Here is a 24,192-nt window from a genome sequence, read left to right on the forward strand (position 1 = left end):
CGACTGGTAGTTAATAACAATGCCTGACAGGAGCATTTTAATGACTGCGCTGAATCTGATCCCCGGCCAACTGAGCCTGGCCCAACTGCGTGACGTCTATCAGAACCCGGTCACACTGACCCTCGACAACAGCGCCAGCGCGCAGATCGAGGCCAGCGTCGCCTGCGTCGAACAGATCCTCGCCGAGAACCGCACCGCCTACGGCATCAACACCGGTTTCGGCCTGCTGGCCTCGACGCGCATCGCCAGCGAAGACCTGGAGAACCTGCAGCGTTCGCTGGTGCTCTCGCACGCTGCCGGCGTCGGCCAGCCGATCAGCGATGACCTTGTGCGACTGATCATGGTGCTCAAGGTCAACAGTCTCAGCCGTGGTTTTTCCGGCATCCGTCGGCAGGTGATCGATGCGCTGATCGCGCTGATCAATGCCGAGGTCTATCCGCACATTCCGCTGAAAGGTTCGGTCGGTGCGTCGGGGGATCTGGCGCCGTTGGCGCACATGTCGCTGGTGCTGCTGGGCGAGGGCAAGGCGCGCTACAAGGGCGAATGGCTTGAAGCCACCGAAGCACTGAAAGTCGCAGGCCTGGCGCCGCTGACTTTAGCGGCTAAAGAAGGTCTGGCGCTGCTCAACGGTACTCAGGTTTCCACGGCGTTTGCCCTGCGCGGTTTGTTCGAAGGCGAAGATCTGTTTGCCGGTGCAGTGGCGCTGGGCAGTCTCACCGTAGAAGCCGTGCTCGGTTCGCGCTCGCCGTTCGACGCGCGCATTCATGCCGCGCGTGGGCAGAGAGGACAGATCGACGCCGCTGCGGCTTATCGCGATCTGCTCGGCGAGCGCAGCGAAGTCTCCGCCTCGCACCAGAACTGCGACAAGGTCCAGGACCCGTATTCGCTGCGCTGCCAGCCGCAAGTCATGGGCGCCTGCCTGACCCAGTTCCGCCAGGCCGCTGAAGTGCTGGCGGTCGAAGCCAACGCGGTTTCCGACAACCCGCTGGTATTCGCCGCTGAAGGCGACGTGATTTCCGGCGGCAACTTCCACGCCGAACCGGTGGCCATGGCCGCTGACAACATGGCCCTGGCCATCGCTGAAATCGGCTCGCTGAGCGAACGCCGCATCTCGCTGATGATGGACAAGCACATGTCGCAACTGCCGCCGTTCCTGGTGGCCAATGGCGGGGTGAACTCCGGTTTCATGATCGCTCAGGTCACCGCTGCGGCGTTGGCCAGCGAAAACAAGGCGTTGTCCCATCCACATTCGGTGGACAGCCTGCCGACCTCGGCCAACCAGGAAGATCACGTATCGATGGCCCCGGCGGCGGGCAAGCGTCTGTGGGAAATGGCCGAGAACACTCGCGGCATTCTCGCCGTGGAATGGCTGGCGGCGGTGCAGGGCCTGGATCTGCGTAACGGCCTGAAGACTTCGCCGAAGCTGGAACAGGCACGGGCGATCTTGCGCAAGGAAGTGCCGTTCTATGAGAAGGACCGATTCTTTGCCCCGGACATCAATGCGGCGACTGAATTGCTGGCTTCGCGGTGTCTGACCGAGCTTGTTGCTGGGCAGTTGTTGCCTAGTTTGTAAGCGCTTTACGGGGAGATTTGTATTGTTAGTTAAATCGATCCCCCTCACCCCAGCCCTCTCCCCCAAGGGGGAGAGGGGGAAGGGAGCCGATCTTCAGTGTTTTCGCAACGTGAGTTCGGCTGAGAAATTTCAGGTCGGCATATCTCGACAGAACAACACGGTCAGTCCCCTCTCCCTTTGGGAGAGGGCTAGGGTGAGGGGCTTTTGAGGCTGCTCACCATACAAACCCAAACGGAGGCCAACAGTGAAAACCCTCTGGCAACACTGCCACGTCGCAACCATGGCCAACGGCGCCTATTCGATCATCGAGGATGCCGCGATCGTGACGTCCGGCACGCTGATCGAGTGGATCGGCCCGCGCACTCAATTGCCGTCCGGCGAATACCCGGCGGTCAGTGATTTGCAGGGTGCGTGGGTCACCCCCGGTCTGATCGACTGCCACACCCACACCGTGTTCGGCGGCAACCGCAGCGGCGAGTTCGAGCAGCGTCTGCAAGGCGTCAGCTACGCCGAGATCGCCGCGCAGGGCGGCGGCATCGCCAGCACCGTGCGCGCCACCCGTGAAGCGAGCGAAGACGAGTTGTTCGCCAGCGCCGCCAAACGCCTGAAAAGCCTGATGCGCGACGGCGTGACCACGGTGGAAATGAAATCCGGCTACGGTCTCGATCTGGCCAATGAGCGCAAGCTGCTGCGAGTCATCCGGCGCCTGGCCGAAGAGCTGCCGATCAGCGTGCGCAGCACTTGCCTGGCGGCGCACGCCTTGCCGCCGGAGTACAAGGATCGCGCCGACGATTACATCGATCTGGTCTGCGAGCAGATGCTTCCGGCCCTCGCCGCCGAAGGTTTGGTCGATGCCGTGGATGCGTTCTGCGAATACCTGGCGTTTTCGCCGGAGCAGGTCGAGCGGGTCTTCGTCGCCGCGCAACAACTCGGACTGCCGGTGAAGCTGCACGCCGAGCAATTGTCCTCGCTGCATGGTTCCAGCCTCGCCGCACGCTACAAAGCCTTGTCCGCCGATCACCTGGAGTTCATGGACGAGGACGACGCGATCGCCATGGCCGCTGCCGACACCGTCGCCGTGCTGCTACCGGGCGCGTTCTACTTTTTGCGCGAAACCCAGTTGCCGCCTATGGAAGCGCTGCGCAAGCACAAGGTGAAAATCGCCATCGCCAGCGACCTCAACCCCGGCACCTCGCCGGCGCTGTCGTTGCGCCTGATGCTGAACATGGCCTGCACCTGTTTCCGCATGACCCCGGAAGAAGCTCTGGCCGGGGCGACCATCCATGCCGCGCAGGCGATGGGCATGGCGCAGACCCATGGCTCGCTGGAGGTCGGCAAGGTCGCTGATTTCGTGGCGTGGGACATCGAGCGTCCAGCGGATCTGGCCTATTGGCTCGGTGGCGATCTGGACAAGCGCGTCGTGCGTCACGGCGTCGAATCGAATTTCTAGGAGGGCGGTTGTGGACAAGGTTCTGAGTTTCAAACAAGGCCGCGTGCCGCTGCTGATCAGCATGCCCCACGCCGGCGTGCGTCTGACCCCGGCGGTCGAAGCCGGGTTGATCCCCGCCGCGAAGAGTTTGCCGGACACCGACTGGCATATCCCGCAGCTCTACGATTTTGCCGAGGAACTGGGCGCCAGCACCCTGGCTGCCGAGTATTCGCGTTTCGTCATCGACCTCAACCGGCCGTCCGACGACAAGCCGTTGTATGCCGGGGCGACCACCGGGTTGTATCCGGCGACGTTGTTCGACGGCATTCCGTTGTTTGAGGAGGGGCAGGAGCCGTCGAAAGAGGAGCGCGCAACATACCTGGAGCAGATCTGGACGCCGTATCACCGCACCTTGCAGGAGGAACTGGCGCGACTGAAAGCCGAATTCGGTTACGCGCTGTTGTTCGATGCGCACTCGATCCGCTCGCTCATCCCGCACCTGTTCGACGGCAAACTGCCAGACTTCAACCTCGGCACGTTCAATGGCGCCAGTTGTGATCCGCAACTGGCGAGTCAACTGGAAGCGATCTGTGCGCAGCACGCGCAGTTCACCCATGTGCTCAACGGTCGCTTCAAGGGCGGGCACATCACCCGCCAGTACGGCGATCCGGCGCAGAACATCCACGCCGTGCAGCTGGAACTGTGCCAGTCCACCTACATGGAAGAGTTCGAACCGTTCCGCTACCGCGCTGACCTGGCCGAGCCGACGCGGGTGGTGCTCAGGGAATTGCTGCAGGGCTATCTGGCCTGGGCAAAATCTCACTACAGCGCCTAACCCCTGTGGGAGCGAGCCTGCTCGCGAAGGCGTCCGTTTGATCGTTCCCACGCTCTGCGTGGGAATGCAGCCCGTGACGCTCCGCGTCACTGGACGCGGAGCGTCCCAAGAGGCGTTCCCACGCAGAGCGTGGGAACGATCAGGCCCCGGAGCATGCTCATTGACGCAAATCGGGTTTATGATGCCCAACGGCAGAATAATACGAGTCCCCCCAGGGATGACCTCGACCCCTTACGGAGCGCGCAATGCAGACTTTGTTTCCGCAGATCAAACCCCACGCCCGGCACGATCTGGCTGTCGATGACACCCATACGCTGTACGTCGATGAAAGCGGCTCGCCGGAAGGATTGCCGGTTGTATTCATCCACGGTGGCCCCGGCGCCGGCTGCGACGCCCAGAGCCGACGCTATTTCGATCCGAATCTGTATCGCATCGTCACCTTCGACCAGCGCGGCTGCGGTCGCTCCACCCCGCACGCCAGCCTGGAAAACAACACCACCTGGGATCTGGTCGAAGACCTTGAGCGCATCCGCAAACACCTGGGCATTGAAAAATGGGTGCTGTTCGGCGGCTCCTGGGGTTCGACCCTGGCGTTGGCCTACGCGCAAACCCACCCGGAGCGCGTGCACGGTCTGATTCTGCGCGGGATTTTCCTCTGCCGTCCGCAGGAAATCGAATGGTTCTATCAGGCCGGCGCCAGCCGTCTATTCCCGGATTACTGGCAGGACTACATCGCGCCGATCCCGCTGGACGAGCGCGACGACCTGCTCAGTGCTTTCCACAAACGCCTGACCGGCAACGATCAGATCGCCCAGATGCATGCAGCGAAGGCGTGGTCGACCTGGGAAGGGCGCACCGCGACCCTGCGCCCGAACCCGCTGGTGGTCGATCGTTTCTCCGAGCCGCAGCGCGCGCTGTCGATTGCGCGGATCGAATGCCACTACTTCACCAACAATGCCTTCCTTGAACCTAACCAGCTGATTCGCGACATGGGCAAGATCGCTCATCTGCCCGGCGTGATCATTCACGGTCGCTACGACGTGATCTGCCCGCTCGACAATGCCTGGGAATTGCACCAGGCCTGGCCGAACAGCGAATTGCAGGTGATCCGCGACGCCGGCCACGCCGCGTCCGAGCCAGGCATCACCGATGCGCTGGTGCGCGCGGCGAGCAAAATGGCCCAGCGCCTGCTCGACTTGCCACTCGAAGAAGCATGAAGGCGCTGTTACAACGCGTAAGCGGCGCGCGGGTAGAGGTCGCCGGCGAGGTAGTCGGCGCAATCGATCAGGGTTTGCTCGTGCTGGTCGCGGTAGAACCCGACGATACGCGTACCAGCGCCGACAAACTTCTGCATAAGCTGCTTAACTATCGAGTATTCAGTGACGCCGAGGGCAAGATGAATCTGTCCCTGGCGGATGTGGGTGGCGGGTTGCTGCTGGTCTCTCAGTTCACCCTCGCTGCCGATACCAAAAGCGGCCTGCGCCCGAGCTTTTCCACGGCCGCACCGCCGGCACTGGGTGAGGAATTGTTCGACTATTTATTGAGCCAGGCGAAACAGGTGCATGGCACTGTGGCATCAGGTAGATTCGGCGCCGATATGCAGGTGCACCTGGTCAACGATGGCCCGGTTACCTTTTTGTTACAGACCTGACAGTGCCTGAAACACCTTTTTCGGAAATTTCGACTGTTTTTAGGCTGTTTTCGCGATAAATACTTTGTTACCCCTGATGCGTTGTCATCCGGGCTACTAGATAATCGCGCGCTGCGGGGATCGACATTCGTTGATCCGTTTTGACTTAGGTAGAGACTTGTCTGGATCCGATTGGGGAATCATTTTGCCCCGGCGGAGTCGGAACAATGCTCGCCAACCTGGCATAAAGATAGCTGGCCGTTGGTTTATTGATCTGTTTTCGGCGAGGGTTGCTCGTGATTGTTAGTCCCTGTAATGCAGCAAAAATGTCTGCCAAACGCATGCGAAGTGCTCTGGTAGCGGGTTCGGCGCTCCTGTGCCTGCTCAGCGCCGGTCAGCTTTGGGCGTTCAATCTTGACGACGTATCGGCCAAGGCCAAAGAGCTGGCCGGGCAGAAGTTCGAAGCCCCGCGCAGCAACCTGCCGAACGAATTCCGCGAAATGAAGTTCGCGGACTACCAGAAGATCCGCTTCCTCACCGAAAAGGCTGAGTGGGCCGATCAGAAGACGCCGTTCAAGCTCTCCTTCTATCACCAGGGTATGCACTTCGATACACCGGTGAAAATCAACGAAATCACCACCAATACCGTCTCGGAGATCAAATACGATCCGAGCCGCTTCGATTTCGGCGATCTGAAATTCGATCCGAAAGCCACCGAGCAACTGGGTTATGCCGGTTTCCGTGTGCTGTACCCGATCAACAAGGCCGACAAGCAAGACGAGATCATGACCATGCTCGGCGCGAGCTACTTCCGCGTCGTCGGCAAGGGCCACACCTACGGTCTGTCGGCCCGTGGTCTGGCGATCGATACCGCGCTGCCGTCGGGTGAAGAATTCCCTCGTTTCCGCGAGTTCTGGATTCAGCAGCCCAAGCCGGGCGACAAGCACCTGGTGATCTTCGCTCTGCTCGATTCGCCGCGTGCCACTGGTGCCTACCGTCTGATCCTGCGTCCGGGCAGCGACACCATCGTCGACGTCAAGGCGCAGATGTTCCTGCGTGACAAGGTCGGCAAACTGGGTATCGCGCCGCTGACCAGCATGTTCCTGTTCGGCGCCAACCAGCCGTCGAAAGTCCTCAACTACCGTCGTGAACTGCACGACTCCAGCGGTCTGTCGATCCATGCCGGCAACGGTGAGTGGATCTGGCGTCCATTGAACAACCCGAAACACCTGGCCGTGAGCAACTTCAGCGTCGAGAACCCGCGTGGTTTCGGTCTGCTGCAGCGTGGCCGCGATTTCAGCCACTACGAAGACCTCGACGACCGCTACGACAAGCGCCCAAGTGCCTGGATCGAGCCGAAGGGCGAGTGGGGCAAGGGCACTGTCGATCTGGTAGAGATTCCGACCGCTGACGAAACCAACGACAACATCGTTGCGTTCTGGAGCCCGGAAAAAATGCCGGAGCCAGGCCAGCCGCTGGACTTCGCCTACCGCATGCACTGGACCATGGACGAAGCAGCACTCCACGCGCCGGACAGCGCCTGGGTGGCACAGACCCTGCGTTCGACCGGTGACGTCAAGCAATCGAACCTGATCCGTCAGCCCGATGGCAGCGTTGCCTATCTGGTCGATTTCGAAGGTCCATCGCTGGCGGCACTGACGCCGGATGCCGACGTGCGCAGTCAGGTCAGCGTCGGTGACAACGCCGAACTGGTCGAGAACAGCGTGCGCTACAACCCGGAAACCAAGGGCTGGCGTTTGACCCTGCGGATGAAGATCAAGGATCCGAGCAAAGCGACCGAAATGCGTGCCGCCCTGGTTCAGCCGGTAGTCACCGCAGATCTGGGCAAATCGGTCCCGGCCTCCAACTCGTCGGTCGCCAAGGCTGACAAGGTTGCCGCCAAGCAACAGGAAAAACTCGACAAGGAAGCCAAGGCCGCCGAAGCCAAACAGGCTGAAGCCAAGCCTGCAGCCGACGCCAAGGACAAGGCCAACAAAGACGCCAAGCAGCCAGTCGCTGCCGACGCGGCCCCTGCCACACCGGAATCGGCGCCGACTGAAGAAGTCCTGACCGAGACCTGGAGCTATCAGTTGCCTGCCGATGAGTAATTCACCAGTACAGCCAGAGACTCTGTCCGAGTATTTGGCGCATCTGCCGATGACCGACGAGCAACGCGCGGAACTCGCGGGTTGCCAGTCGTTCAGCGAGCTGCATGAACGCCTGTCGTCCTCGACATTCGACGCCCCTGCCGAAGCCGCCCAGGCTTCGGTGGGCAAGCGTCTGACCCTGAGCACTGCCGAAGAACTGGCTGAAGCGGAGATGCTGGTGCTCGATGCCAGTGGTCGGGTCAGCCTCAAGGCGACCCCGCCGATCCGCCGCACCAAGGTCGTGCCGGAGCCATGGCGCACCAATATTCTGGTGCGTGGCTGGCGCCGTCTGACCGGGCGCACCAACCCGCCGCAGCCGCCGAAGGACGCCAACGTCCTGCCGGCCGCGCGCTGGCGCACCGTCGGCTCGATCCGTCGCTACATCCTGTTGCTGCTGATGCTCGGCCAGACCATCGTTGCCGGTTGGTACATGAAAGGCATCATGCCGTACCAGGGCTGGTCGTTCGTCGATCTGGAAGAAGTCCTGCATCAGCCGCTGCTGCAAACCGCCACGCAAGTGCTGCCGTATGCGCTGCAAACCAGCATCCTGATTCTGTTCGGGATTCTGTTCTGCTGGGTATCGGCCGGTTTCTGGACCGCACTGATGGGCTTCCTCGAGTTGCTCACCGGCCACGATAAATACCGTATTTCCGGGAAAAGCGCCGGTAACGAGCCGATTCCCAAAGACGCGCGTACTGCGCTGGTAATGCCGATCTGCAACGAAGACGTGCCGCGTGTATTCGCCGGTCTGCGTGCGACGTTCGAATCGGTAGCGGCCACCGGTGATCTGGATCGCTTCGACTTTTTCGTTCTCAGCGACAGTAACGACACCGATATCTGCGTCGCCGAGCAGCAGGCCTGGCTGGACGTCTGCCGCGAAGCCAAGGGCTTCGGCAAGATCTTCTATCGCCGTCGTCGCCGTCGTGTGAAGCGCAAGAGCGGCAACCTCGACGACTTCTGCCGTCGTTGGGGCGGTGACTACAAGTACATGGTCGTGCTCGACGCCGACTCGGTGATGAGCGGTGAGTGCCTGACCAGTCTGGTGCGCTTGATGGAAGCCACGCCGGACGCCGGGATCATCCAGACCGCGCCGCGTGCGTCGGGCATGGACACCCTGTATGCGCGCATGCAGCAGTTCGCCACCCGTGTGTACGGCCCGCTGTTTACCGCCGGTCTGCACTTCTGGCAGTTGGGTGAATCCCACTACTGGGGTCACAACGCGATCATCCGCATGAAGCCGTTCATCGACCACTGCGCTCTGGCGCCGTTGCCGGGCAAAGGCGCGTTCTCCGGTGCAATCCTTTCCCACGACTTCGTCGAAGCTGCGCTGATGCGCCGTGCCGGTTGGGGCGTGTGGATTGCCTACGACCTGCCGGGCAGTTACGAAGAGTTGCCGCCGAACCTGCTCGACGAGCTCAAGCGTGACCGTCGCTGGTGCCACGGCAACCTGATGAACTTCCGCCTGTTCCTGGTCAAGGGCATGCACCCGGTGCACCGCGCGGTGTTCCTCACCGGCGTGATGTCCTACCTGTCGGCGCCGTTGTGGTTCTTCTTCCTGGTGTTGTCGACCGCGCTGCTGGCGGTGAACACGCTGATGGAGCCGCAGTACTTCCTCGAACCGCGTCAGCTCTATCCGCTGTGGCCGCAATGGCACCCGGACAAGGCCATCGCGCTGTTCTCGACGACCATCGTGCTGCTGTTCCTGCCGAAGCTGTTGAGCATCATCCTGATCTGGGCCAAGGGTGCGAAAGAGTTCGGCGGCAAGTTCAAGGTGACCCTGTCGATGCTCCTGGAGATGCTGTTCTCCATGCTGCTGGCGCCGGTGCGGATGATTTTCCACACCCGCTTCGTCCTCGCCGCGTTCCTCGGCTGGGCCGCGACCTGGAACTCGCCGCAGCGTGACGACGACTCGACGCCGTGGAGCGAAGCGGTCAAGCGCCACGGTCCGCAGACGTTGCTGGGCTTCTTGTGGGCGCTGCTGGTGATCTGGTTGAACCCGAGCTTCCTCTGGTGGCTGGTGCCGATCGTCGGTTCGCTGATGCTGTCGATCCCGGTCTCGGTGATCTCCAGCCGTGTCGGCCTTGGTCTGAAGACCCGTGACGAGAGCCTGTTCCTCATCCCTGAGGAATACAATCCGCCACAGGCCTTGCTGGCAACCGATCAGTACACCCACGAGAACCGCTATCACGCCCTCAACGACGGCTTCGTCCGCGCCGTGGTCGATCCACAGCAGAACGCCTTGGCGTGCTCGCTGGCGACCTCGCGTCACGGCCAGGCCGAGCCGATCGAGTGGCTGCGTCAGGAACGTGTGCGCCACGCGATCAAGGTCGGCCCGGCCGGGCTGAACAACCATGATCGTCTGCAACTGCTCAGCGACCCTGTTGCACTGGCACGTTTGCACGAGCAGGTCTGGGCCGAAGGGCTTGCCGAGTGGCTCGATGCTTGGCGCGCTTCGGTGAAAGCCGATCCGCATGCGCCGTTGCTGCCGCTGCGACCGGTGAGCCTGCAGGCTCAGCCGGCCTGATAAGAGAACCCCGCTGATTCAGCGGGGTTTTTTTATGTCCGCTGTTGAGCTGCGAACAAACACCGATCAAACCTAAAACCAGTGCAAAGCATCCGTCGCCAAATTGGCGCGCCCGTTACCTACGACGCGCAAACAGCGCCGCTGCCTTCGCGAGCAAGCTCGCTCCCACAGGGAAACGCATTCCAAGGTGGCAGCGAGCCTGCTCGCGAATGGCATCACCTCGGTTACAGGCGAACCGCAGTCGTGCATCAACTCAGACTTTGAAACGGCCTACCAGCATCTGCAGATGCGTGCCCAACCGCGCCAGTTCAACGCTGGACGCAGCGGTCTCTTCACTCGCCGCCGAGGTTTGATCCGACACATCGCGCACGTTCAGCACGCTGCGGTTGATCTCTTCGGCCACGGCGCTCTGCTGCTCGGCAGCGGCGGCGATCTGCTGGTTCATCGCCTGGATCGCCGAGACGGTGCGGGTGATGCTCTCCAGTGAGCCACCGGCACGCCGGGTCAGTTCGACGCTGCTGTCGGTGAGGCTGCGGCTGTTGTCCATGATCGTCGCCACTTGCTGAGTGCCGTTTTGCAGGCCGACGATCAGCTCTTCGATCTCTTCGGTGGACTTCTGGGTGCGCTGGGCGAGGCTGCGCACTTCGTCGGCAACCACGGCGAAACCACGTCCGGCTTCCCCGGCACGGGCCGCTTCGATGGCAGCGTTGAGGGCCAACAGGTTGGTTTGTTGGGCGACAGACTTGATCACGTCGAGGACGCTGCCGATCTTGTCGCTTTCACGCTTGAGCTCGCCCATGGCTTCAGTGGAGTGACCCACCTCGATTGCCAGACGCTCGATCTGCGCGATGGCTTCGCCGACGACCTTGTCACCTTCGCGGGCCTGTTGATCAGCGGCGACAGCGGCCTCGGAAGCTTCTTCAGCGTTGCGTGCGACTTCCTGCACGGTGGCGGCCATTTCGTTCATGGCGGTGGCGACCTGATCGGTCTCCACCTTCTGATTGTTGACCCCGGCGCTGGTCTGCTCGGTCACCGCCGAAAGTTCTTCAGCGGCGCTGGCGATCTGCGTGACGCCGTCGCTGATGCCACCGATCAACTCGCGCAGGCCCTGGGTCATGCTTTGCATCGAGCGCTGTAACTGGCCGAGTTCGTCGCGACGCAGGGAAACCAGGTTGTGGGTCAAGTCACCGGCGGCCACGCGCTCGGCGACTTTCAGGGTCTGGGTCAGCGGAATGATGATTTGTCGGGTGATCGCCCAAGCGGCAATCAGACCGAAGGCCAGCGCCAGCGCAGTGGCGATCAGCAGCATGTTCTTGGCGTGGGCGGCATCGGTGTCGCGCACCACGGTTTGCGATTCGGTGAGCTTTTTGCTCGCCGCGATCAGGATGTCGCCTTGAGCCGACATGTTGGCCAGTGCGGCGGCGTTCTTGACCTGCGAATCACGGAACTGAGCGACAGCGGCGCGGTAAGCCTTGAGCGAATCGGTGGCCTGCTGCAGGTTGGCGATGTGCTGCTCTGGCACGCGGGTCGGCAGGCTTTCGAGGTTCTTCAAGGCGTTGTCGATGGCGGTCAGCGCCGGTTGCTCGGCATCGGCCTTGCCGCTGTAGGTGTAACCGCGCACCTGATAGCGCGCCTGCTGCAACAGTTTGCTCAGCTCGATGACAGCGTTGTACTGCGCAACGCTGTCGCCTTGCAGCAGCGCACTTTCGACTTCGCCGACCTTGGCCACAGCATTGTCAGCGTTGGCGCCAAGCTTGCTGCGCGCATCTTCACGGTGCACGGTGGCCTGGGTCATTTCGCCGAAAGCGCGTTTGTATTCGGCGACCGCAGCAAGCTGTTGATCGACCATTGCCACATCCGACGGCTGCTCGATCATGCCGCGTGCCGATTGCAAACCGCTTTCGAGTTTGCTGAGCAATTCATTGACCGCGCCCGGACCCTGTTCACCACGACGCATGTCGTAGTCCATGCGCGCCAGGCGCAGGTCTTTGGTCAGCTCATTGAGGCTGGAAATGAAGCCGAGCTTGTCGCCACGGCTAATGATGCCGCTCATGCCGGTCCAGCCGGTGAAAGTGATCAACAGCGTCAGCAACAGCACCAGGCCGAACCCGATGCCCAGCTTGCGTTTGACGCTGACGTTTCCAAGACTCTCGGCTAACCAACGGTACATGCGACCACTCCCTTCGGACCACTTAATTGGACTTATAGGGGTTGTATCGGCTGGGTGGTGGCAATCTGTAACGCCACTTGTCTGCGACTGTAGGGGCTTGTAGAAGCTGACGAGTGCAACGAGGCTGCGATCCTTTGATCTTGCTTTTAAAAACAAGATCAAAAGATCGCAGCCTTCGGCAGCTCCTACACAGGATCGGTGTCGCGTCAGAACAGGCGTGCGAGCAGGGCGGTGACGGCGGTTTCGACGCGCAGGATGCGCTCGCCCAATTGCACCGGTTGCAGGCCGGATTTGGCCAGCAGATCGATTTCGTAGGGAATCCAGCCACCCTCGGGGCCAATGGCCAGGGTCACCGGTTCGTTCAGGGCGCGCGGGCAGGGCGGGAAGTGGCCGGGGTGCCCGACCAGGCCGAGGGTGCCCGCGCTGATCGCCGGCAGCCGATCCTCAACGAAAGGCTTGAAGCGCTTTTCGATGACGATCTCCGGCAACACCGTGTCGCGAGCCTGTTCGAGCCCGAGGATCAACTGCTCACGAATCGCTTCCGGCTCGAGAAATGGCGTCTGCCAGAAGCTTTTTTCGACGCGATAGCTGTTGACCAGAATCACCTTGGCCACCCCCATGGTCGCGACGGTCTGGAACACGCGGCGGAGCATTTTCGGCCGGGGCAGGGCCAGCACCAGGGTCAGCGGCAGCTTGGCCGGCGGTGGCTGATCAAGGCTGACACGCAACTCTGCTTCGCCCGCTTCCAGACGCAGCAGCTCAGCCGAACCCATCAGTCCGTTGATGCGCCCGACGCGCAGGCTGTCGCCGACTTCCGAGCGATGAACTTCCTGCATGTGGGTCAGGCGCCGGTCGCGCAGGACCACGCGGTCGGCCGCAATGAAGTCGGCCTCTTCGAGCAGCAGCAGGTTCATGCCTGGGTCGCTGGCGGCTGGTCGTTGTGGTCGTCGGCCGGCGTTTCGTCCGGGCGTTCGCGCTTGCTGACCAGCGCGCCGAAGAGGATGCCGATCTCGAACAGCATCCACATCGGCACAGCCAGCAGGGTCTGCGAGAAGATGTCCGGCGGGGTCAGGATCATGCCGACCACGAAGCAGCCGATGATCACGTACGGGCGGATCTTCTTCAGGTATTTGACGTCGACCACGCCGATCCACACCAGCAGGACCACGGCCACCGGAATCTCGAACGCCACGCCGAAAGCGAAGAACAGCGTCATGACGAAATCGAGGTAACTGGCGATGTCGGTCATCATCTCCACGCCGGCCGGGGTGGCAGCGGCGAAGAATTTGAAGATCAATGGAAAGACGAAGTAATAGGCGAACGCCATGCCGATGTAGAACAGCAGGATGCTGGAGATCAGCAGCGGTACCGCGACGCGTTTTTCATGCTTGTACAGGCCCGGCGCGATAAAGCCCCAGATCTGATGCAGGATCACCGGAATCGCAAGAAACAGCGAAACCATCATGGTCAGCTTCAACGGCGTCAGGAACGGCGACGACACGTCGGTGGCGATCATCGTCGCGCCGACCGGCAGGTACTGGCGCAACGGCGTCGAGACGAAGGTGTAGATCTGCTGGGTGAACGCGAACAGCCCGGCAAAGATAATGAAGATCGCCGCCACGCAACGCAGCAGGCGGGTGCGCAACTCGGTGAGGTGCGATACCAGCGGCATGTGCTGGTCGTTTTCCGGAAGATCGCTCATGGGGCTCGCGGCGGCAGTGTAGGGTCTTGAGGCGCTGGTGTAGTCGGCGCGGCGGAGGGCGCTACGGGTTCAACCGATGTGTCTGTGGTAACCGGCGCCGGTCCTGGCGGTGTTACAACAGGTGCAGGAGTCGGAGCGGCAGCGCTGTGAATCGTCTGCTCGCCCACAGGCTCGACCGGCGTCGGCTCCTGCTGGTTCGGATTGAAAATCTTCCGCGCCTCTTGCTCCAGCGACAGAATATGTTCGTTGTGCAGTTGCCGACGGATCTCGTCGGCACCGATTTCACGTTCAACTTCCTGTTTGATCGCGTTGAAGCTGCGCTTCAGGCGGCCGACCCACAGACCGGCGGTGCGCGCCGCGCCCGGCAGACGCTCGGGGCCGAGCACCAGCAGGGCGACGAGGCCGACGAGCAGCAGTTCAGAGAAGCTGATACCAAACATTAGTCAGTGCTCACACGTCTTTGCGGATCGGCTCTTCGACTTTCTGCGCCTGCACGTCGATGGTGTGCGGCGGGTTGGCCTGAGCGGTGGTTTGCGGCTGCACCGGTGGCACTGGCTGGGCTGGCGGGGTCACGCTCGGTTCGGCCGGTTTTTCGTCGTCGTTCATGGCTTTGCGAAAGCCCTTGATCGATTCGCCAACGTCGGTGCCGAGGTTTTTCAGTTTTTTGGTACCGAACACCAGCACCACGACAATCAGAATGACGACCCAGTGTTTCCAGTCAAAAATGCCCATGTGGCGATTCCTCTCTAAAAGTTGTTCAGGCGGACGGACGCGAGGCTTTCTCGACGTGTCCGGACAAGCCGAAGCGACGGTCCAGTTCATCCAGCACGGCCTGCGGATGCTGCCCCAGTTGGGCGAGCATGACCATGCTGTGGAACCACAGGTCGGCGGTCTCGTAGATCACATCACTGCAATCGCCGCTGATCGCGGCATCCTTGGCGGCAATAATGGTTTCGACCGACTCTTCGCCGACTTTCTCCAGAATCTTGTTCAGCCCCTTGTGATACAGGCTGGCGACATACGAACTGTCGGCGGCTGCGCCTTTGCGCTCTTCAAGTACCTGAGCGAGGCGGGTCAGGGTGTCACTCATGTGTGTGTCCTGCGGAATAGATAGCGTGCGGGTCTTTCAGTACCGGATCGACCGTTTTCCAGTCGCCGTTTTCGAAGACCCGGTAAAAGCAGCTTTGACGGCCGGTGTGGCAGGCGATGTCGCCGATCTGTTCAACCATCAGGATGATCACGTCGGCGTCACAGTCCAGACGCATTTCATGCAGGGTCTGCACATGGCCGGACTCTTCGCCCTTGCGCCACAGCTTGCCACGGGAACGTGACCAGTAGATTGCACGATTCTCCGCAGCGGTCAGTTCCAGCGCTTCGCGGTTCATCCAGGCCATCATCAATACGCGCCCGGTCTTGTGATCCTGGGCAATCGCCGGCACCAGGCCGTCAGCATCCCACTTGATCTCGTCCAGCCAGTTTTTCATCGTCAAATCTCGAAAAGCAGCAGCAAGCCATGAGCTTCGAGCTGCAAGTAAACGCACGTTGCGGCGTGCCTGTAGCGTCAAGCTTGAAGCTGGCAGCTTATAACTTGCAGCTCAATCGTGCTATCGGCGAACGACCAGATACAAACCGACCGCGATCATGATTCCGGCGGGCCAGTGCGCCCACTCGGTCAACGGACCACCCGCTGCGAGGATCGCGCCGCCGGCCAGATGCGCGCAGCCGAGCAGGCGCAGGAACCAGTCGTCCTTGCGTTTGTGCCACGGCGGCGGAGGGTCTTTGGCGTGGGGTTGCGACATGCGTTCGAGCAGATCGCGGGCCATGTTCGACAGGTGCGGAATCTGCTCCAGCTGGCTCTGCACGTTGCCCAGCAAGGCTTTCGGGCTGACGCGTTCGCGCATCCAGCGCTCGAGAAACGGCTGCGCGGTGTTCCACAGATCCAGATCCGGATACAACTGACGACCGAGGCCTTCGATGTTCAGCAAAGTCTTCTGCAACAGTACCAACTGCGGCTGCACTTCCATGTTGAAGCGGCGTGCGGTCTGAAACAGGCGCATCAGCACCTGGCCAAATGAAATATCTTTTAACGGTTTTTCGAAGATCGGTTCGCACACCGTACGGATCGCCGCTTCGAATTCGTTGAGTTTGGTTTCCGCCGGCACCCAGCCCGAATCGATGTGCAACTGCGCGACACGGCGGTAGTCACGCTTGAAGAACGCGAACAGGTTGCGCGCCAGGTAATCCTGGTCTTCCGGGGTCAGGCTGCCGACGATGCCGCAGTCGATCGCGATGTATTGCGGGCTCCACGGATTGACGGTGCTGACGAAAATGTTGCCCGGGTGCATGTCGGCGTGGAAGAAGCTGTCGCGGAACACTTGAGTGAAGAAAATCTCCACGCCACGCTCGGCGAGCATTTTCATGTCGGTGCGCTGGTCAGCGAGGGTCGCCAGATCGGTGACCTGAATGCCGTAAATGCGCTCCATGACCAGCACTTTCGGTCGGCACCAGTCCCAATAGACTTGCGGTACATAAAGAAGCTGCGAGCCCTCGAAGTTGCGGCGCAACTGGCTGGCGTTGGCCGCCTCGCGCAACAGATCGAGTTCGTCGTAAATGGTTTTTTCGTAGTCCTGCACCACATCGACCGGGTGCAGCAGGCGCGCGTCAGCGGAGAACTTCTCGGCGGCGCGGGCGAGGATGAACAGCCACGCCAGATCCTGCGCGATGATCGGTTTCAGGCCTGGGCGAATGACCTTGACCACGACTTCTTCGCCGCTTTTGAGCTGCGCCGCATGCACCTGCGCCACCGAGGCCGAGGCCAGCGGGGCGACGTCGAAACGGCTGAACACTTCGCTGATTTTCTTGCCCAGCTGTTCTTCGATCAGCTTGATTGACAGCTGCGAGTCGAACGGCGGCACGCGGTCCTGCAGCAGCATCAGCTCATCGGCGATGTCTTCGGGCAACAGGTCGCGGCGGGTCGAAAGAATCTGCCCGAACTTGATGAAGATCGGCCCCAGATCCTGCAACGCCAGACGCAAGCGCGCACCACGGTTGAGTTCCAGCGGCTTGCGCGGCAGCCAGCGCCACGGCAGCAAAAAGCGCACGGCCAGAAGGAACCAGGGCAGCGGCAGATCGAACAGCAGGTCATCGAGGCGGTAGCGGATCACGACGCGCTGGATGCGCAACAGACGGCGGACGGCAAGCAGCTTCATGCGTTATCGCTTGGGTCGAGGGATCGGGAAAGGCGCTCGAAACGCGCCTCGAGTCGTTCCAGATCAAGTTTGATCCGGTCCAGTTCGCTGAACCGCGCTTCGGCTTCACGCTGCCCGACAAGGGTGCGCGATTCTTCGGCGAGGTATTCGGCAAGATTCTGGTTGAGGCTGGCAAATCCTTGTTGATACCAGCGTGCGCGGCTGCGCAGATGGCCACCGAGCAATTGCGTTGCGACCGGACCGAGCCAGCGCGAGAGTTCGTACTCCCAGTCCAGCTCGAGGTTTTGCAGCACGCCGGCCAGCTCCAGCAACACACCGCTGTCGCCATCGAGCTCGACTTCCGGCGCGTGCAGCACGGCGGTCTTGTCCTTGCTAAGGGCCAGTTTCAGCAGGCTTGAGGCCGGTGCACGCAACGTGCAATCGACATCCGCTGCCCACTGCGAGGCGAGCATCAGGCCTTCGTCACTGGGCAGTATGAACAGTTGCAGCGCCGGGCTGCGGCAGTCGACGGCAATCACCTTGCCGGTCAGATGCGCCAGGCGCGGCAGCGCCGTGCTGTCAAGACGCAGCACCCGGTTGAGGCCGAGTTCGACGCTGGCGAGCAGCCCGGTGAGCAACATCAGGGTTTGATGCCGCGGTGCAGGGCGACGATGCCTGCGGTCATGTTGTGATAGGTCACGCGGTCGAAACCGGCCTCGACCATCATCGACTTCAGGGTTTCCTGATTCGGGTGCATGCGGATCGATTCGGCCAGGTAGCGATAGCTTTCCGAGTCATTGGTGATCAGCTTGCCCATCAGCGGCATGAAGGCGAACGAGTAGGCGTCGTAGGCTTTCGACATCAGCGCGTTGGTCGGCTTGGAGAATTCCAGCACCAGCAGGCGGCCGCCAGGCTTGAGCACGCGCAGCATCGAACGCAACGCGTCCTCTTTGTGCGTCACGTTGCGCAGGCCGAAGGCGATGGTCACGCAGTCGAAATGGTTGTCCGGGAATGGCAGTTTTTCCGCGTCGGCCTGGACGAATTCGACGTTGCCGGCAACGCCCAGATCGAGCAGACGATCACGGCCGACCTTGAGCATCGACTCGTTGATGTCGGCCAGCACGACCTGGCCGGTCGGGCCGACGAGGTTCGAGAACTTGCGGGTCAGGTCGCCGGTGCCACCAGCGATGTCGAGTACGCGGTTGCCGCTGCGCACGCCGGAAAGCTCGATCGCGAAACGCTTCCACAGACGGTGCATGCCGCCCGACAGAAGGTCGTTCATGAGGTCGTATTTAGCGGCTACGGAATGGAAAACCTCAGCGACTTTTTCCGCTTTCTGGCTTTCCGGAACGTTTTTGAAGCCGAAGTGAGTGGTGGGTTCGGCATCGCTGCCTTTGCGCTGATCAGTCATATCGCTGTCACCAAAAGAGAATGCGCGACATTCTAATCCCCAAGCCATGCTTTGTCTTGGAATGGCTAAAGGTAAGATGGGCAACCTTCGGGACGATTTGCCGCAGATGCGGTCAAGATTCAACGTCAGCCATTCAATTATCAGGAGTCATTCCATGGCCAAAATCAGTGTTGAGCGCGCCCACACCCTGGGCAAGGAAGCCGCCCGCGAAAAGGCCGACAAACTGGCCAAAAAGCTCAACGAACAATACGGCCTGGAGCCGCAGTGGTCGGGCGACACCCTGAACCTCAAGCGCTCCGGCGTGAAAGGCGAAGTGCATGTGGCGGACGATTCGATCAGGGTCGACGTCGAACTGGGCCTGATGATGTCGGCCATGAGCGGCATGATCAAAGCCGAGATCGAGAAAGCCCTCGACAAAGCCCTGGCCTGATTTCCAGGTTGAAATCCAGTCCCCTGTGGGAGCGAGCCTGCTCGCGAAAGCGGTGTATCAGTTGACTGAAATGTTGGCTGATATGACGCATTCGCGAGCAGGCTCGCTCCCACATTTGTTTTGTGATGCTCCCGCTGGTTAGGGTGCCCTTTCTAATTTTTCTCCCTATTTTGTGCCTGAGCCCGACACTCGTCCGGCAGTTCCTCAAACCTTCTGCGCGTGAGGTGCACCATGGCCAAAGTCATTTTGAAGAAAAAAATCGACGCTCCGACTTCCACTCTGAGCGACGTCAAATCCTATGCCCGCAAGATCTGGCTGGCAGGCCTGGGCGCCTACACCAAGGTCGGCCAAGAGGGCAGCGAGTACTTTCAAGAACTCGTAGCCGCCGGTCAAACTGTTGAAAAGAAAGGCAAAAAAGCCGTCAGCGAAAAACTCCATGCGGCCAACGCCGAGATCGATGACGCGGCCACTCATGTCAGCTCGTTCAAGGGTCGCGTTGAAGTTCAGCTCGACAAGGTCGAGAAGGCCTTCGACAACCGTGTGGCCAGCGCCTTGAATCGGATCGGCATTCCGTCTAAACATGACGTTGAGGCACTCTCTGCTAAGCTCGATGAGCTGACGGCATTGCTCGAACGCGTCGCGCGAAAATCTTAAGGAGAACGGGATGGCTGGCAAAAAGAACACCGATAAAGAAAGCAGCTCGTGGGTCGGGAAGGTCGAGTCCTACTCCCGCAAAATCTGGCTGGCTGGTTTAGGCGTGTACTCGAAGATCGACACTGACGGCAGCAAACTCTTCGATGCATTGGTCAAAGACGGCGAGAAAGCCGAGAAACTCACCAAGACTGCCGTCGGCAAGAAAGTCGAGGATTCGACTTCCTCGGCCAAGTCGCGTATCAGCGGCGTGAAAGACCGCGCACTGGGCAAGTGGGACGAGCTGGAAGGGGCTTTCGACAAGCGCCTGAACAGCGCGATTTCGCGCCTGGGTGTGCCGAGCCGCAATGAGGTCAAGGCGCTCAACGCCAAGGTCGATACGCTGACAAAGCAGATCGAAAAACTCACCGGTCTGAAAGCGCAGCCTGTGGCGGCAAAAACCGCTGCGGCGAAACCTGCCAGTAAAACTGCAGCTGCCAAACCTGCGGCGAAAACCGCAGCCAAGCCACTGACCAAAGCGGCAGCAAAACCGGCTGCGAAAGCTGCGACCAAAACTGCGGCCGCCAAGCCCGCGGCCAAGGCTGCCGCCAAACCGGTTGCCGCCAAAGCAGCAGCAAAACCTGCGGCTAAAGCTGCAGCGAAACCAGCGGCCAAGCCAGCAGCGAAAACTGCTGCCGCCAAACCCGCTGCGAAGCCTGCGGCCAAACCGGCTGCGGCGAAAAAGCCTGCAGTGAAAAAACCGGCCGCGCCGAAAGCCGCTGCGCCGAAACCGGCTGCGGCGCCATCGACTGCGCCAACAGCTCTGGCCAACGCGGCAAACTCCGCTGCGGCACCCACGGCAGCAGCTACTCCGACTGCGGCATCGACACCGTCGACGCCATCCAGTCAGTCCTGATTTCAGGGCAAATCAAAAACGCCCGGCCTGTGAAGGTCGGGCGTTTTTGTTTGTGCATTCCAAGCGGCCCCTCACCCCAGCCCTCTCCCCAAGGAGAGGGAGCCGACCGAGGTGTCCTGCGTCATACGTCGACCTGAACAAATCGAGTCGATTATCGATTCAAAGAAGCTCGCTCAGGTCGGCGTAGCTCGCGAACATCCCCCAATCAGTCCCCTCTCCCTCCGGGAGAGGGTTAGGGTGAGGGGCTTTTCGGGTCAGTCGTGATCCTCAAGGTATTGCAAGGCCATCCGCTCTGTCGCCACCTTCACTGGCGGCAGCAAATGCGGCGCCACCAGCATCATGATCTGATAAACCACCAACCGAACCTCTCCCTCACGATCAAGAATCCGCTGGTAATCCAGCGAGAACAGCAACGTCATGGTCACCTGCTCCACCAGTTGCCCCAATGCCTGGGTATCGCTGACCAGTTGCCCCGAAGCCTTCAATCGCGCCAGCAACGACGCCAGCGTCCGCTTCAGCGCATTGAGCAGATTGCGAATCCCCTTGGCCAGTTTCGGCAAGCGCCCGGCGAGGTTCGACAGGTCCTGGAACAGGAACCGGTATTGCGCCAGGCGCTCGACGATCAAATGCAGAAACAGCCAGTAATCCTCCGGCGCCAGTTCAACGTCCGGCGGCGGGTCGAGCAGGGGCGCGAGCTCGTGCTGGAAGCGTTCGAACAGACCGAGAATCAGCGGTTCCTTGCCGTGGAAGTGGTAGTAGAGATTGCCGGGGCTGATCCCCATTTCGTTGGCCACCTCCATGGTGGACACGTTCGGCTCGCCCTTTTCGTTGAACAGTTGCAGCGCACATTCGAGAATCCGGTCGCGGGTTTTCATCCAGTCTTCTTAGAAAATTTCGGTTGAGCGTCAGCGCACATGCACATAGGTGCCGGGTGCCGCTTCCATCGGTGGATAGTTCGGGTTACCCAGTGTTGTGCGGGTCTCGTTAAGGGCGCCGGAGCGCTGCGCGACCCACTCCAGCCACTGCGGCCACCAGCTGCCGTCGACGTGTTTGGCATCGTAGTACCAGGCACGCGGGTCGCTGCTCAGCTTGGCGTTTTCGACGTAGGCAGCTTTCGGGTTGCTCGGCGGGTTGAGGATGCTCTGCACGTGGCCGCTGTTGGACAGCACGAAACGTCGTTCGCCACCGAGCAGCAGGGTCGAGCGATACACCGCGTCCCACGGCGTGATGTGGTCGTTCATGCCGGCGACGCTGAAGCTGTCGACATTGACCTTCTGCAGATCGATCGGCGTACCGCACACCTCGAGACCGCCAGCGTGGATCAGCGGGTTGTGCTTGAAGAAGTCCAGCAGATCGCCGTGCAGCGCCGCCGGCAGGCGGGTGTTGTCGTTGTTCCAGTAGAGGATGTCGAAGGCTGGCGGCTCCTTGCCCAGCAGGTAGTTGTTGACGAAATAGCTCCAGATCAAATCGTTGGGGCGCATCCAGGCGAAGACCTTGGCCATGTCGCGACCGTCGAGCACGCCTCGCTGGTACGAGCGACGTTTGGCCGCTTCCAGTGTTTGCTCGTCGGCGAACAGCGTGGCCGGGGTCTCGATCTGGCTGTCGAGCAGACTGACCAGATAGGTCGCGCTGGCGACCCGGCGCAGTTGCCGTTTGGCCTGCAAATGCCCTTGCAGGGCGGCAATGGTCAGGCCGCCGGCGCAGGCGCCCATCAGGTTCACTTCGCGGGCGCCGGTAATCGCCCGGCAGATGTTCATCGCTTCTTCGACCGCTTCGACGTAACTCGACAGGCCCCACTCGCGATGGCGCACATCAGGGTTGCGCCAGCTGATCATGAAGGTCTGCAGGCTGTTTTTCAGGGCGTACTGGACGAAACTGTTCTGCGGGCTCAGATCGAAGATGTAGTACTTGTTGATTTGCGGCGGCACCACCAGCAAGGGCTTGGCGTACTGCTTTTCGCTCATCGATTTGTACTGGATCAACTCGAACATTTCATTGCGAAACACCACAGCCCCAGTGGTGGTCGCTACGGTTTTGCCGACCTCGAACGCCTGCTTGGTCACTTGCCGTGGCAGGCCGTCGTTGTGCAACAGATCATCGAACAGATGGCTCAGGCCACGCACCAGACTCTGCCCGCCGGAATTGAACAGCTCCTTGACCGCCAGCGGATTGAGCAGGGTGTTGGAGGGCGCCACGGCGTCATTGAGCAGAGTGAAAGCGAAGTGCGCACGGGCACGATCTTCAGGGCTCATGTCGCCTTCATCGATCCAGCTCTTGACCTGTTTCTGCCAGGCCAGATAAGCCTGCAGGCTGCGTCGGTAGAACGGGTTTAGGCTCCACGCCGGATCGGCGAAGCGGCTGTCTTGCGGATTGGTCGGGTGCAGGGTTTCGCCGAGCAGCACGCGGCCCAGCTGTCCGCCAAGCTTCAGCGCATGCTTTGCGCTGTGCAACGGATTGCGCAAGCCGTGGGCGGCGACGCTGCGCAGTGTCGACAGCAGATCCCTGCCACGCAGACCGGCGATCGCACTTTGGGCGTTGATAAACACGGCGGGGCTGGGCACCACGCCCGTCGCTGGTTTTTCGCGCATGACTCAACACTCCTTCGTCTTCAGGGCAAAAACACACTCACCGAACCAGAACACCATAGACGCTGTTACCGGTTGCTGCCTGCGCGGCGTCCTGCCGCGCGCTTGATTTGAAAAGTGCTGCATAAAGCAGGCCGCCGCGATCAGCCGCCGAGCGGGGTCGGATGCGGGTGCATGACTGCGCGCAGACGCTCCTCTTCGAGAAACTTCATGATGATCGGCGCCACCGCTTCGGCGCGGGTGATCAGGAACAGATGGCCGTCATCGATGATGTGCAACTGGGCATTGGGAATGCGCCAGGCGAGCATGCGCATGTTGATCAGCGGAATCAGCGGATCGTCATCGCCGGCCAGCACCAGCGTCGGCTGATGGATCTTGTGCAGCCAGTGGATGCTGGTCCAGCCGAGGCCGGCGAACAGTTGCCAGTAGTAACCGAGCTTGCCCGCCGAGCGCACTTTCGCCGCATGGCTGGCAGCCAGCGTCGGGTCGCGACGGAACGAGCCGCCGTAGATCATCGGCGCGATGCGGATCACATGGGATGGCTGAATGTAGCGGCGCGGGCTGGCCATCATCCATAGCACTTTCGGTTTGCCCGGCACCATCACCGCACCGGCCGCAGTGGCCGCCAGTACCAGTTTCTTGCAGCGCTCGGGATAGTCGTAGGCAAACTGCTGCGCCAGAGCTCCGCCCCACGACACGCCGATCACATTGACCTGACCGTAGTCGAGATAGTCGAGCATCCGCGCCGTCAGTTTGGCCAGGCCGGGAAAGCGATACGGCCGGTTGGGCGTCGAGGAGCCGCCGACCCCGGGCACGTCGAAGGCGATCACTTCCAGATCCGGGTCGAGCGCAGCGACAAACGGGAACACCAGCTCCAGGTTGGCGCCGATGCCGTTGAAAATCAGCAGAGGCGTCAAATGAGGCTTGCCGGGACGCACCGCCGTGCGAAGGGTCTGGCCATCCAGATCGACGGTGCGGAATATGAACGGTTGCGGCATGCTTCAGGCCCTGTAGATTTCAAG

23 protein-coding genes and 1 pseudogene are annotated in these 24,192 nt (G+C 61.1%); 10 read left to right on the forward strand and 14 right to left on the reverse strand.

Features of this window, described 5'->3' with window-relative positions:
* Positions 1–40: 40 nt before the first annotated feature.
* The 7 genes from hutH (at position 41) to mdoH (ending at position 10,138) form a co-directional block, all read left to right on the forward strand.
* On the forward strand, positions 41–1,573 hold the full coding sequence (hutH, locus tag ASG55_RS13265) for a histidine ammonia-lyase (protein WP_056787278.1): 1,533 nt from the start codon (positions 41–43) through the stop codon (positions 1,571–1,573).
* Positions 1,574–1,817: 244 nt separating this feature from the next.
* Complete coding sequence (gene hutI / locus ASG55_RS13270; RefSeq protein ID WP_056787280.1) at positions 1,818–3,023, forward strand: imidazolonepropionase; 1,206 nt, start codon at positions 1,818–1,820, stop codon at positions 3,021–3,023.
* Between the two features lie 10 nt (positions 3,024–3,033).
* Positions 3,034–3,837: an N-formylglutamate deformylase gene (gene hutG, locus ASG55_RS13275; RefSeq protein WP_056787284.1), complete on the forward strand. Its 804-nt coding sequence runs from the start codon at positions 3,034–3,036 to the stop codon at positions 3,835–3,837.
* Positions 3,838–4,082: 245 nt separating this feature from the next.
* Positions 4,083–5,054 (forward strand): prolyl aminopeptidase, encoded by a 972-nt coding sequence (pip, locus tag ASG55_RS13280; RefSeq protein WP_056787286.1) that lies wholly within the window; start codon positions 4,083–4,085, stop codon positions 5,052–5,054.
* On the forward strand, positions 5,051–5,488 hold the full coding sequence (gene dtd / locus ASG55_RS13285) for a D-aminoacyl-tRNA deacylase (RefSeq protein WP_056787289.1): 438 nt from the start codon (positions 5,051–5,053) through the stop codon (positions 5,486–5,488). The genes pip and dtd overlap by 4 nt, the downstream gene beginning before the upstream one ends.
* Positions 5,489–5,793: 305 nt before the next feature.
* Positions 5,794–7,575 (forward strand): glucan biosynthesis protein G, encoded by a 1,782-nt coding sequence (locus ASG55_RS13290; protein ID WP_162098724.1) that lies wholly within the window; start codon positions 5,794–5,796, stop codon positions 7,573–7,575.
* Positions 7,568–10,138, forward strand: a complete 2,571-nt coding sequence (gene mdoH / locus ASG55_RS13295; RefSeq protein ID WP_056787293.1) for a glucans biosynthesis glucosyltransferase MdoH — start codon at positions 7,568–7,570, stop codon at positions 10,136–10,138. Before ASG55_RS13290 ends, mdoH begins: the two co-directional genes overlap by 8 nt.
* 253 nt (positions 10,139–10,391) lie before the next feature.
* Here the strand turns inward: mdoH and ASG55_RS27645 are convergent, their stop codons facing one another.
* From ASG55_RS27645 to ubiE, 11 genes and pseudogenes are all read right to left on the reverse strand, one after another.
* Positions 10,392–11,264, reverse strand: a complete 873-nt coding sequence (locus tag ASG55_RS27645; protein WP_370695128.1) for a methyl-accepting chemotaxis protein — start codon at positions 11,262–11,264, stop codon at positions 10,392–10,394.
* Positions 11,247–12,308, reverse strand: a pseudogene (locus ASG55_RS27650) (methyl-accepting chemotaxis protein); the annotation flags it as partial. The pseudogene ASG55_RS27650 and the gene ASG55_RS27645, both read right to left, overlap by 18 nt.
* A 206-nt stretch (positions 12,309–12,514) precedes the next feature.
* Positions 12,515–13,222, reverse strand: coding sequence for a 16S rRNA (uracil(1498)-N(3))-methyltransferase (locus ASG55_RS13305; protein ID WP_056787298.1), 708 nt, complete (start codon positions 13,220–13,222; stop codon positions 12,515–12,517).
* Positions 13,219–14,010 carry a twin-arginine translocase subunit TatC gene (gene tatC / locus ASG55_RS13310; RefSeq protein WP_016772075.1) on the reverse strand — a complete coding sequence of 264 codons (792 nt, stop codon included), beginning with the start codon at positions 14,008–14,010 and terminating at the stop codon, positions 13,219–13,221. The genes ASG55_RS13305 and tatC overlap by 4 nt, the downstream gene beginning before the upstream one ends.
* A complete protein-coding gene (gene tatB, locus ASG55_RS26365) occupies positions 14,007–14,450 on the reverse strand; it encodes a Sec-independent protein translocase protein TatB (protein WP_081932413.1) in 444 nt (147 codons plus the stop codon). Before tatB ends, tatC begins: the two co-directional genes overlap by 4 nt.
* Positions 14,451–14,460: 10 nt before the next feature.
* Entirely contained in the window at positions 14,461–14,742 is a 282-nt protein-coding gene (locus ASG55_RS13320) for a twin-arginine translocase TatA/TatE family subunit (protein WP_016772073.1), read from the reverse strand.
* A 25-nt stretch (positions 14,743–14,767) separates the two neighbouring features.
* A complete protein-coding gene (locus ASG55_RS13325; RefSeq protein ID WP_003220849.1) occupies positions 14,768–15,100 on the reverse strand; it encodes a phosphoribosyl-ATP diphosphatase in 333 nt (110 codons plus the stop codon).
* Complete coding sequence (hisI, locus tag ASG55_RS13330; protein WP_007899278.1) at positions 15,093–15,494, reverse strand: phosphoribosyl-AMP cyclohydrolase; 402 nt, start codon at positions 15,492–15,494, stop codon at positions 15,093–15,095. The genes ASG55_RS13325 and hisI overlap by 8 nt, the downstream gene beginning before the upstream one ends.
* Positions 15,495–15,614: 120 nt before the next feature.
* The gene (ubiB, locus tag ASG55_RS13335) at positions 15,615–17,219 is read right to left on the reverse strand and encodes a ubiquinone biosynthesis regulatory protein kinase UbiB (RefSeq protein WP_056787303.1); all 1,605 of its coding nucleotides are present in this window, start codon (positions 17,217–17,219) and stop codon (positions 15,615–15,617) included.
* Positions 17,216–17,839, reverse strand: a complete 624-nt coding sequence (locus tag ASG55_RS13340) for a ubiquinone biosynthesis accessory factor UbiJ (RefSeq protein ID WP_056787305.1) — start codon at positions 17,837–17,839, stop codon at positions 17,216–17,218. Before ASG55_RS13340 ends, ubiB begins: the two co-directional genes overlap by 4 nt.
* Positions 17,839–18,609, reverse strand: a complete 771-nt coding sequence (gene ubiE / locus ASG55_RS13345; RefSeq protein WP_016772069.1) for a bifunctional demethylmenaquinone methyltransferase/2-methoxy-6-polyprenyl-1,4-benzoquinol methylase UbiE — start codon at positions 18,607–18,609, stop codon at positions 17,839–17,841. The genes ASG55_RS13340 and ubiE overlap by 1 nt, the downstream gene beginning before the upstream one ends.
* A 154-nt stretch (positions 18,610–18,763) precedes the next feature.
* Here ubiE and ASG55_RS13350 point away from each other — a divergent pair, with 154 nt between their 5' ends.
* The 3 genes from ASG55_RS13350 (at position 18,764) to ASG55_RS13360 (ending at position 20,585) form a co-directional block, all read left to right on the forward strand.
* A complete protein-coding gene (locus tag ASG55_RS13350; RefSeq protein ID WP_056787308.1) occupies positions 18,764–19,039 on the forward strand; it encodes a polyhydroxyalkanoic acid system family protein in 276 nt (91 codons plus the stop codon).
* A 231-nt stretch (positions 19,040–19,270) separates the two neighbouring features.
* Positions 19,271–19,693 carry a phasin family protein gene (locus tag ASG55_RS13355; RefSeq protein ID WP_056787311.1) on the forward strand — a complete coding sequence of 141 codons (423 nt, stop codon included), beginning with the start codon at positions 19,271–19,273 and terminating at the stop codon, positions 19,691–19,693.
* A gap of 10 nt (positions 19,694–19,703) precedes the next feature.
* Positions 19,704–20,585: a phasin family protein gene (locus ASG55_RS13360; RefSeq protein ID WP_056787313.1), complete on the forward strand. Its 882-nt coding sequence runs from the start codon at positions 19,704–19,706 to the stop codon at positions 20,583–20,585.
* A 254-nt stretch (positions 20,586–20,839) separates the two neighbouring features.
* Here the strand turns inward: ASG55_RS13360 and ASG55_RS13365 are convergent, their stop codons facing one another.
* From ASG55_RS13365 to phaZ, 3 genes are all read right to left on the reverse strand, one after another.
* Positions 20,840–21,460, reverse strand: coding sequence for a TetR/AcrR family transcriptional regulator (locus ASG55_RS13365; protein ID WP_024011259.1), 621 nt, complete (start codon positions 21,458–21,460; stop codon positions 20,840–20,842).
* A gap of 30 nt (positions 21,461–21,490) precedes the next feature.
* Positions 21,491–23,173, reverse strand: coding sequence for a class II poly(R)-hydroxyalkanoic acid synthase (gene phaC / locus ASG55_RS13370; protein WP_056787316.1), 1,683 nt, complete (start codon positions 23,171–23,173; stop codon positions 21,491–21,493).
* A 140-nt stretch (positions 23,174–23,313) separates the two neighbouring features.
* The gene (phaZ, locus tag ASG55_RS13375; protein ID WP_016772063.1) at positions 23,314–24,168 is read right to left on the reverse strand and encodes a poly(3-hydroxyalkanoate) depolymerase; all 855 of its coding nucleotides are present in this window, start codon (positions 24,166–24,168) and stop codon (positions 23,314–23,316) included.
* Positions 24,169–24,192: the final 24 nt, after the last annotated feature.

Origin of the sequence: Pseudomonas sp. Leaf434, assembly GCF_001425545.1 — a bacterium.
In the GTDB taxonomy this organism is placed as follows: Bacteria; Pseudomonadota; Gammaproteobacteria; order Pseudomonadales; family Pseudomonadaceae; genus Aquipseudomonas; species Aquipseudomonas siliginis.

What these genes read in the sequence shown, in the direction of transcription:
- hutH (WP_056787278.1), top strand. Translation starts at nt 41, where the DNA reads ATGACTGCGCTGAATCTGATCCCCGGCCAACTGAGCCTGGCCCAACTG.
- pip (WP_056787286.1), top strand. Translation starts at nt 4,083, where the DNA reads ATGCAGACTTTGTTTCCGCAGATCAAACCCCACGCCCGGCACGATCTG.
- dtd (WP_056787289.1), top strand. Translation starts at nt 5,051, where the DNA reads ATGAAGGCGCTGTTACAACGCGTAAGCGGCGCGCGGGTAGAGGTCGCC.
- ASG55_RS13290 (WP_162098724.1), top strand. Translation starts at nt 5,794, where the DNA reads ATGTCTGCCAAACGCATGCGAAGTGCTCTGGTAGCGGGTTCGGCGCTC.
- mdoH (WP_056787293.1), top strand. Translation starts at nt 7,568, where the DNA reads ATGAGTAATTCACCAGTACAGCCAGAGACTCTGTCCGAGTATTTGGCG.
- ASG55_RS27645 (WP_370695128.1), bottom strand. Translation starts at nt 11,264, where the DNA reads ATGCAAAGCATGACCCAGGGCCTGCGCGAGTTGATCGGTGGCATCAGC.
- ASG55_RS13305 (WP_056787298.1), bottom strand. Translation starts at nt 13,222, where the DNA reads ATGAACCTGCTGCTGCTCGAAGAGGCCGACTTCATTGCGGCCGACCGC.
- tatC (WP_016772075.1), bottom strand. Translation starts at nt 14,010, where the DNA reads ATGAGCGATCTTCCGGAAAACGACCAGCACATGCCGCTGGTATCGCAC.
- tatB (WP_081932413.1), bottom strand. Translation starts at nt 14,450, where the DNA reads ATGTTTGGTATCAGCTTCTCTGAACTGCTGCTCGTCGGCCTCGTCGCC.
- ASG55_RS13320 (WP_016772073.1), bottom strand. Translation starts at nt 14,742, where the DNA reads ATGGGCATTTTTGACTGGAAACACTGGGTCGTCATTCTGATTGTCGTG.
- ASG55_RS13325 (WP_003220849.1), bottom strand. Translation starts at nt 15,100, where the DNA reads ATGAGTGACACCCTGACCCGCCTCGCTCAGGTACTTGAAGAGCGCAAA.
- hisI (WP_007899278.1), bottom strand. Translation starts at nt 15,494, where the DNA reads ATGAAAAACTGGCTGGACGAGATCAAGTGGGATGCTGACGGCCTGGTG.
- ubiB (WP_056787303.1), bottom strand. Translation starts at nt 17,219, where the DNA reads ATGAAGCTGCTTGCCGTCCGCCGTCTGTTGCGCATCCAGCGCGTCGTG.
- ASG55_RS13340 (WP_056787305.1), bottom strand. Translation starts at nt 17,839, where the DNA reads ATGTTGCTCACCGGGCTGCTCGCCAGCGTCGAACTCGGCCTCAACCGG.
- ubiE (WP_016772069.1), bottom strand. Translation starts at nt 18,609, where the DNA reads ATGACTGATCAGCGCAAAGGCAGCGATGCCGAACCCACCACTCACTTC.
- ASG55_RS13350 (WP_056787308.1), top strand. Translation starts at nt 18,764, where the DNA reads ATGGCCAAAATCAGTGTTGAGCGCGCCCACACCCTGGGCAAGGAAGCC.
- ASG55_RS13355 (WP_056787311.1), top strand. Translation starts at nt 19,271, where the DNA reads ATGGCCAAAGTCATTTTGAAGAAAAAAATCGACGCTCCGACTTCCACT.
- ASG55_RS13360 (WP_056787313.1), top strand. Translation starts at nt 19,704, where the DNA reads ATGGCTGGCAAAAAGAACACCGATAAAGAAAGCAGCTCGTGGGTCGGG.
- ASG55_RS13365 (WP_024011259.1), bottom strand. Translation starts at nt 21,460, where the DNA reads ATGAAAACCCGCGACCGGATTCTCGAATGTGCGCTGCAACTGTTCAAC.
- phaC (WP_056787316.1), bottom strand. Translation starts at nt 23,173, where the DNA reads ATGCGCGAAAAACCAGCGACGGGCGTGGTGCCCAGCCCCGCCGTGTTT.
- phaZ (WP_016772063.1), bottom strand. Translation starts at nt 24,168, where the DNA reads ATGCCGCAACCGTTCATATTCCGCACCGTCGATCTGGATGGCCAGACC.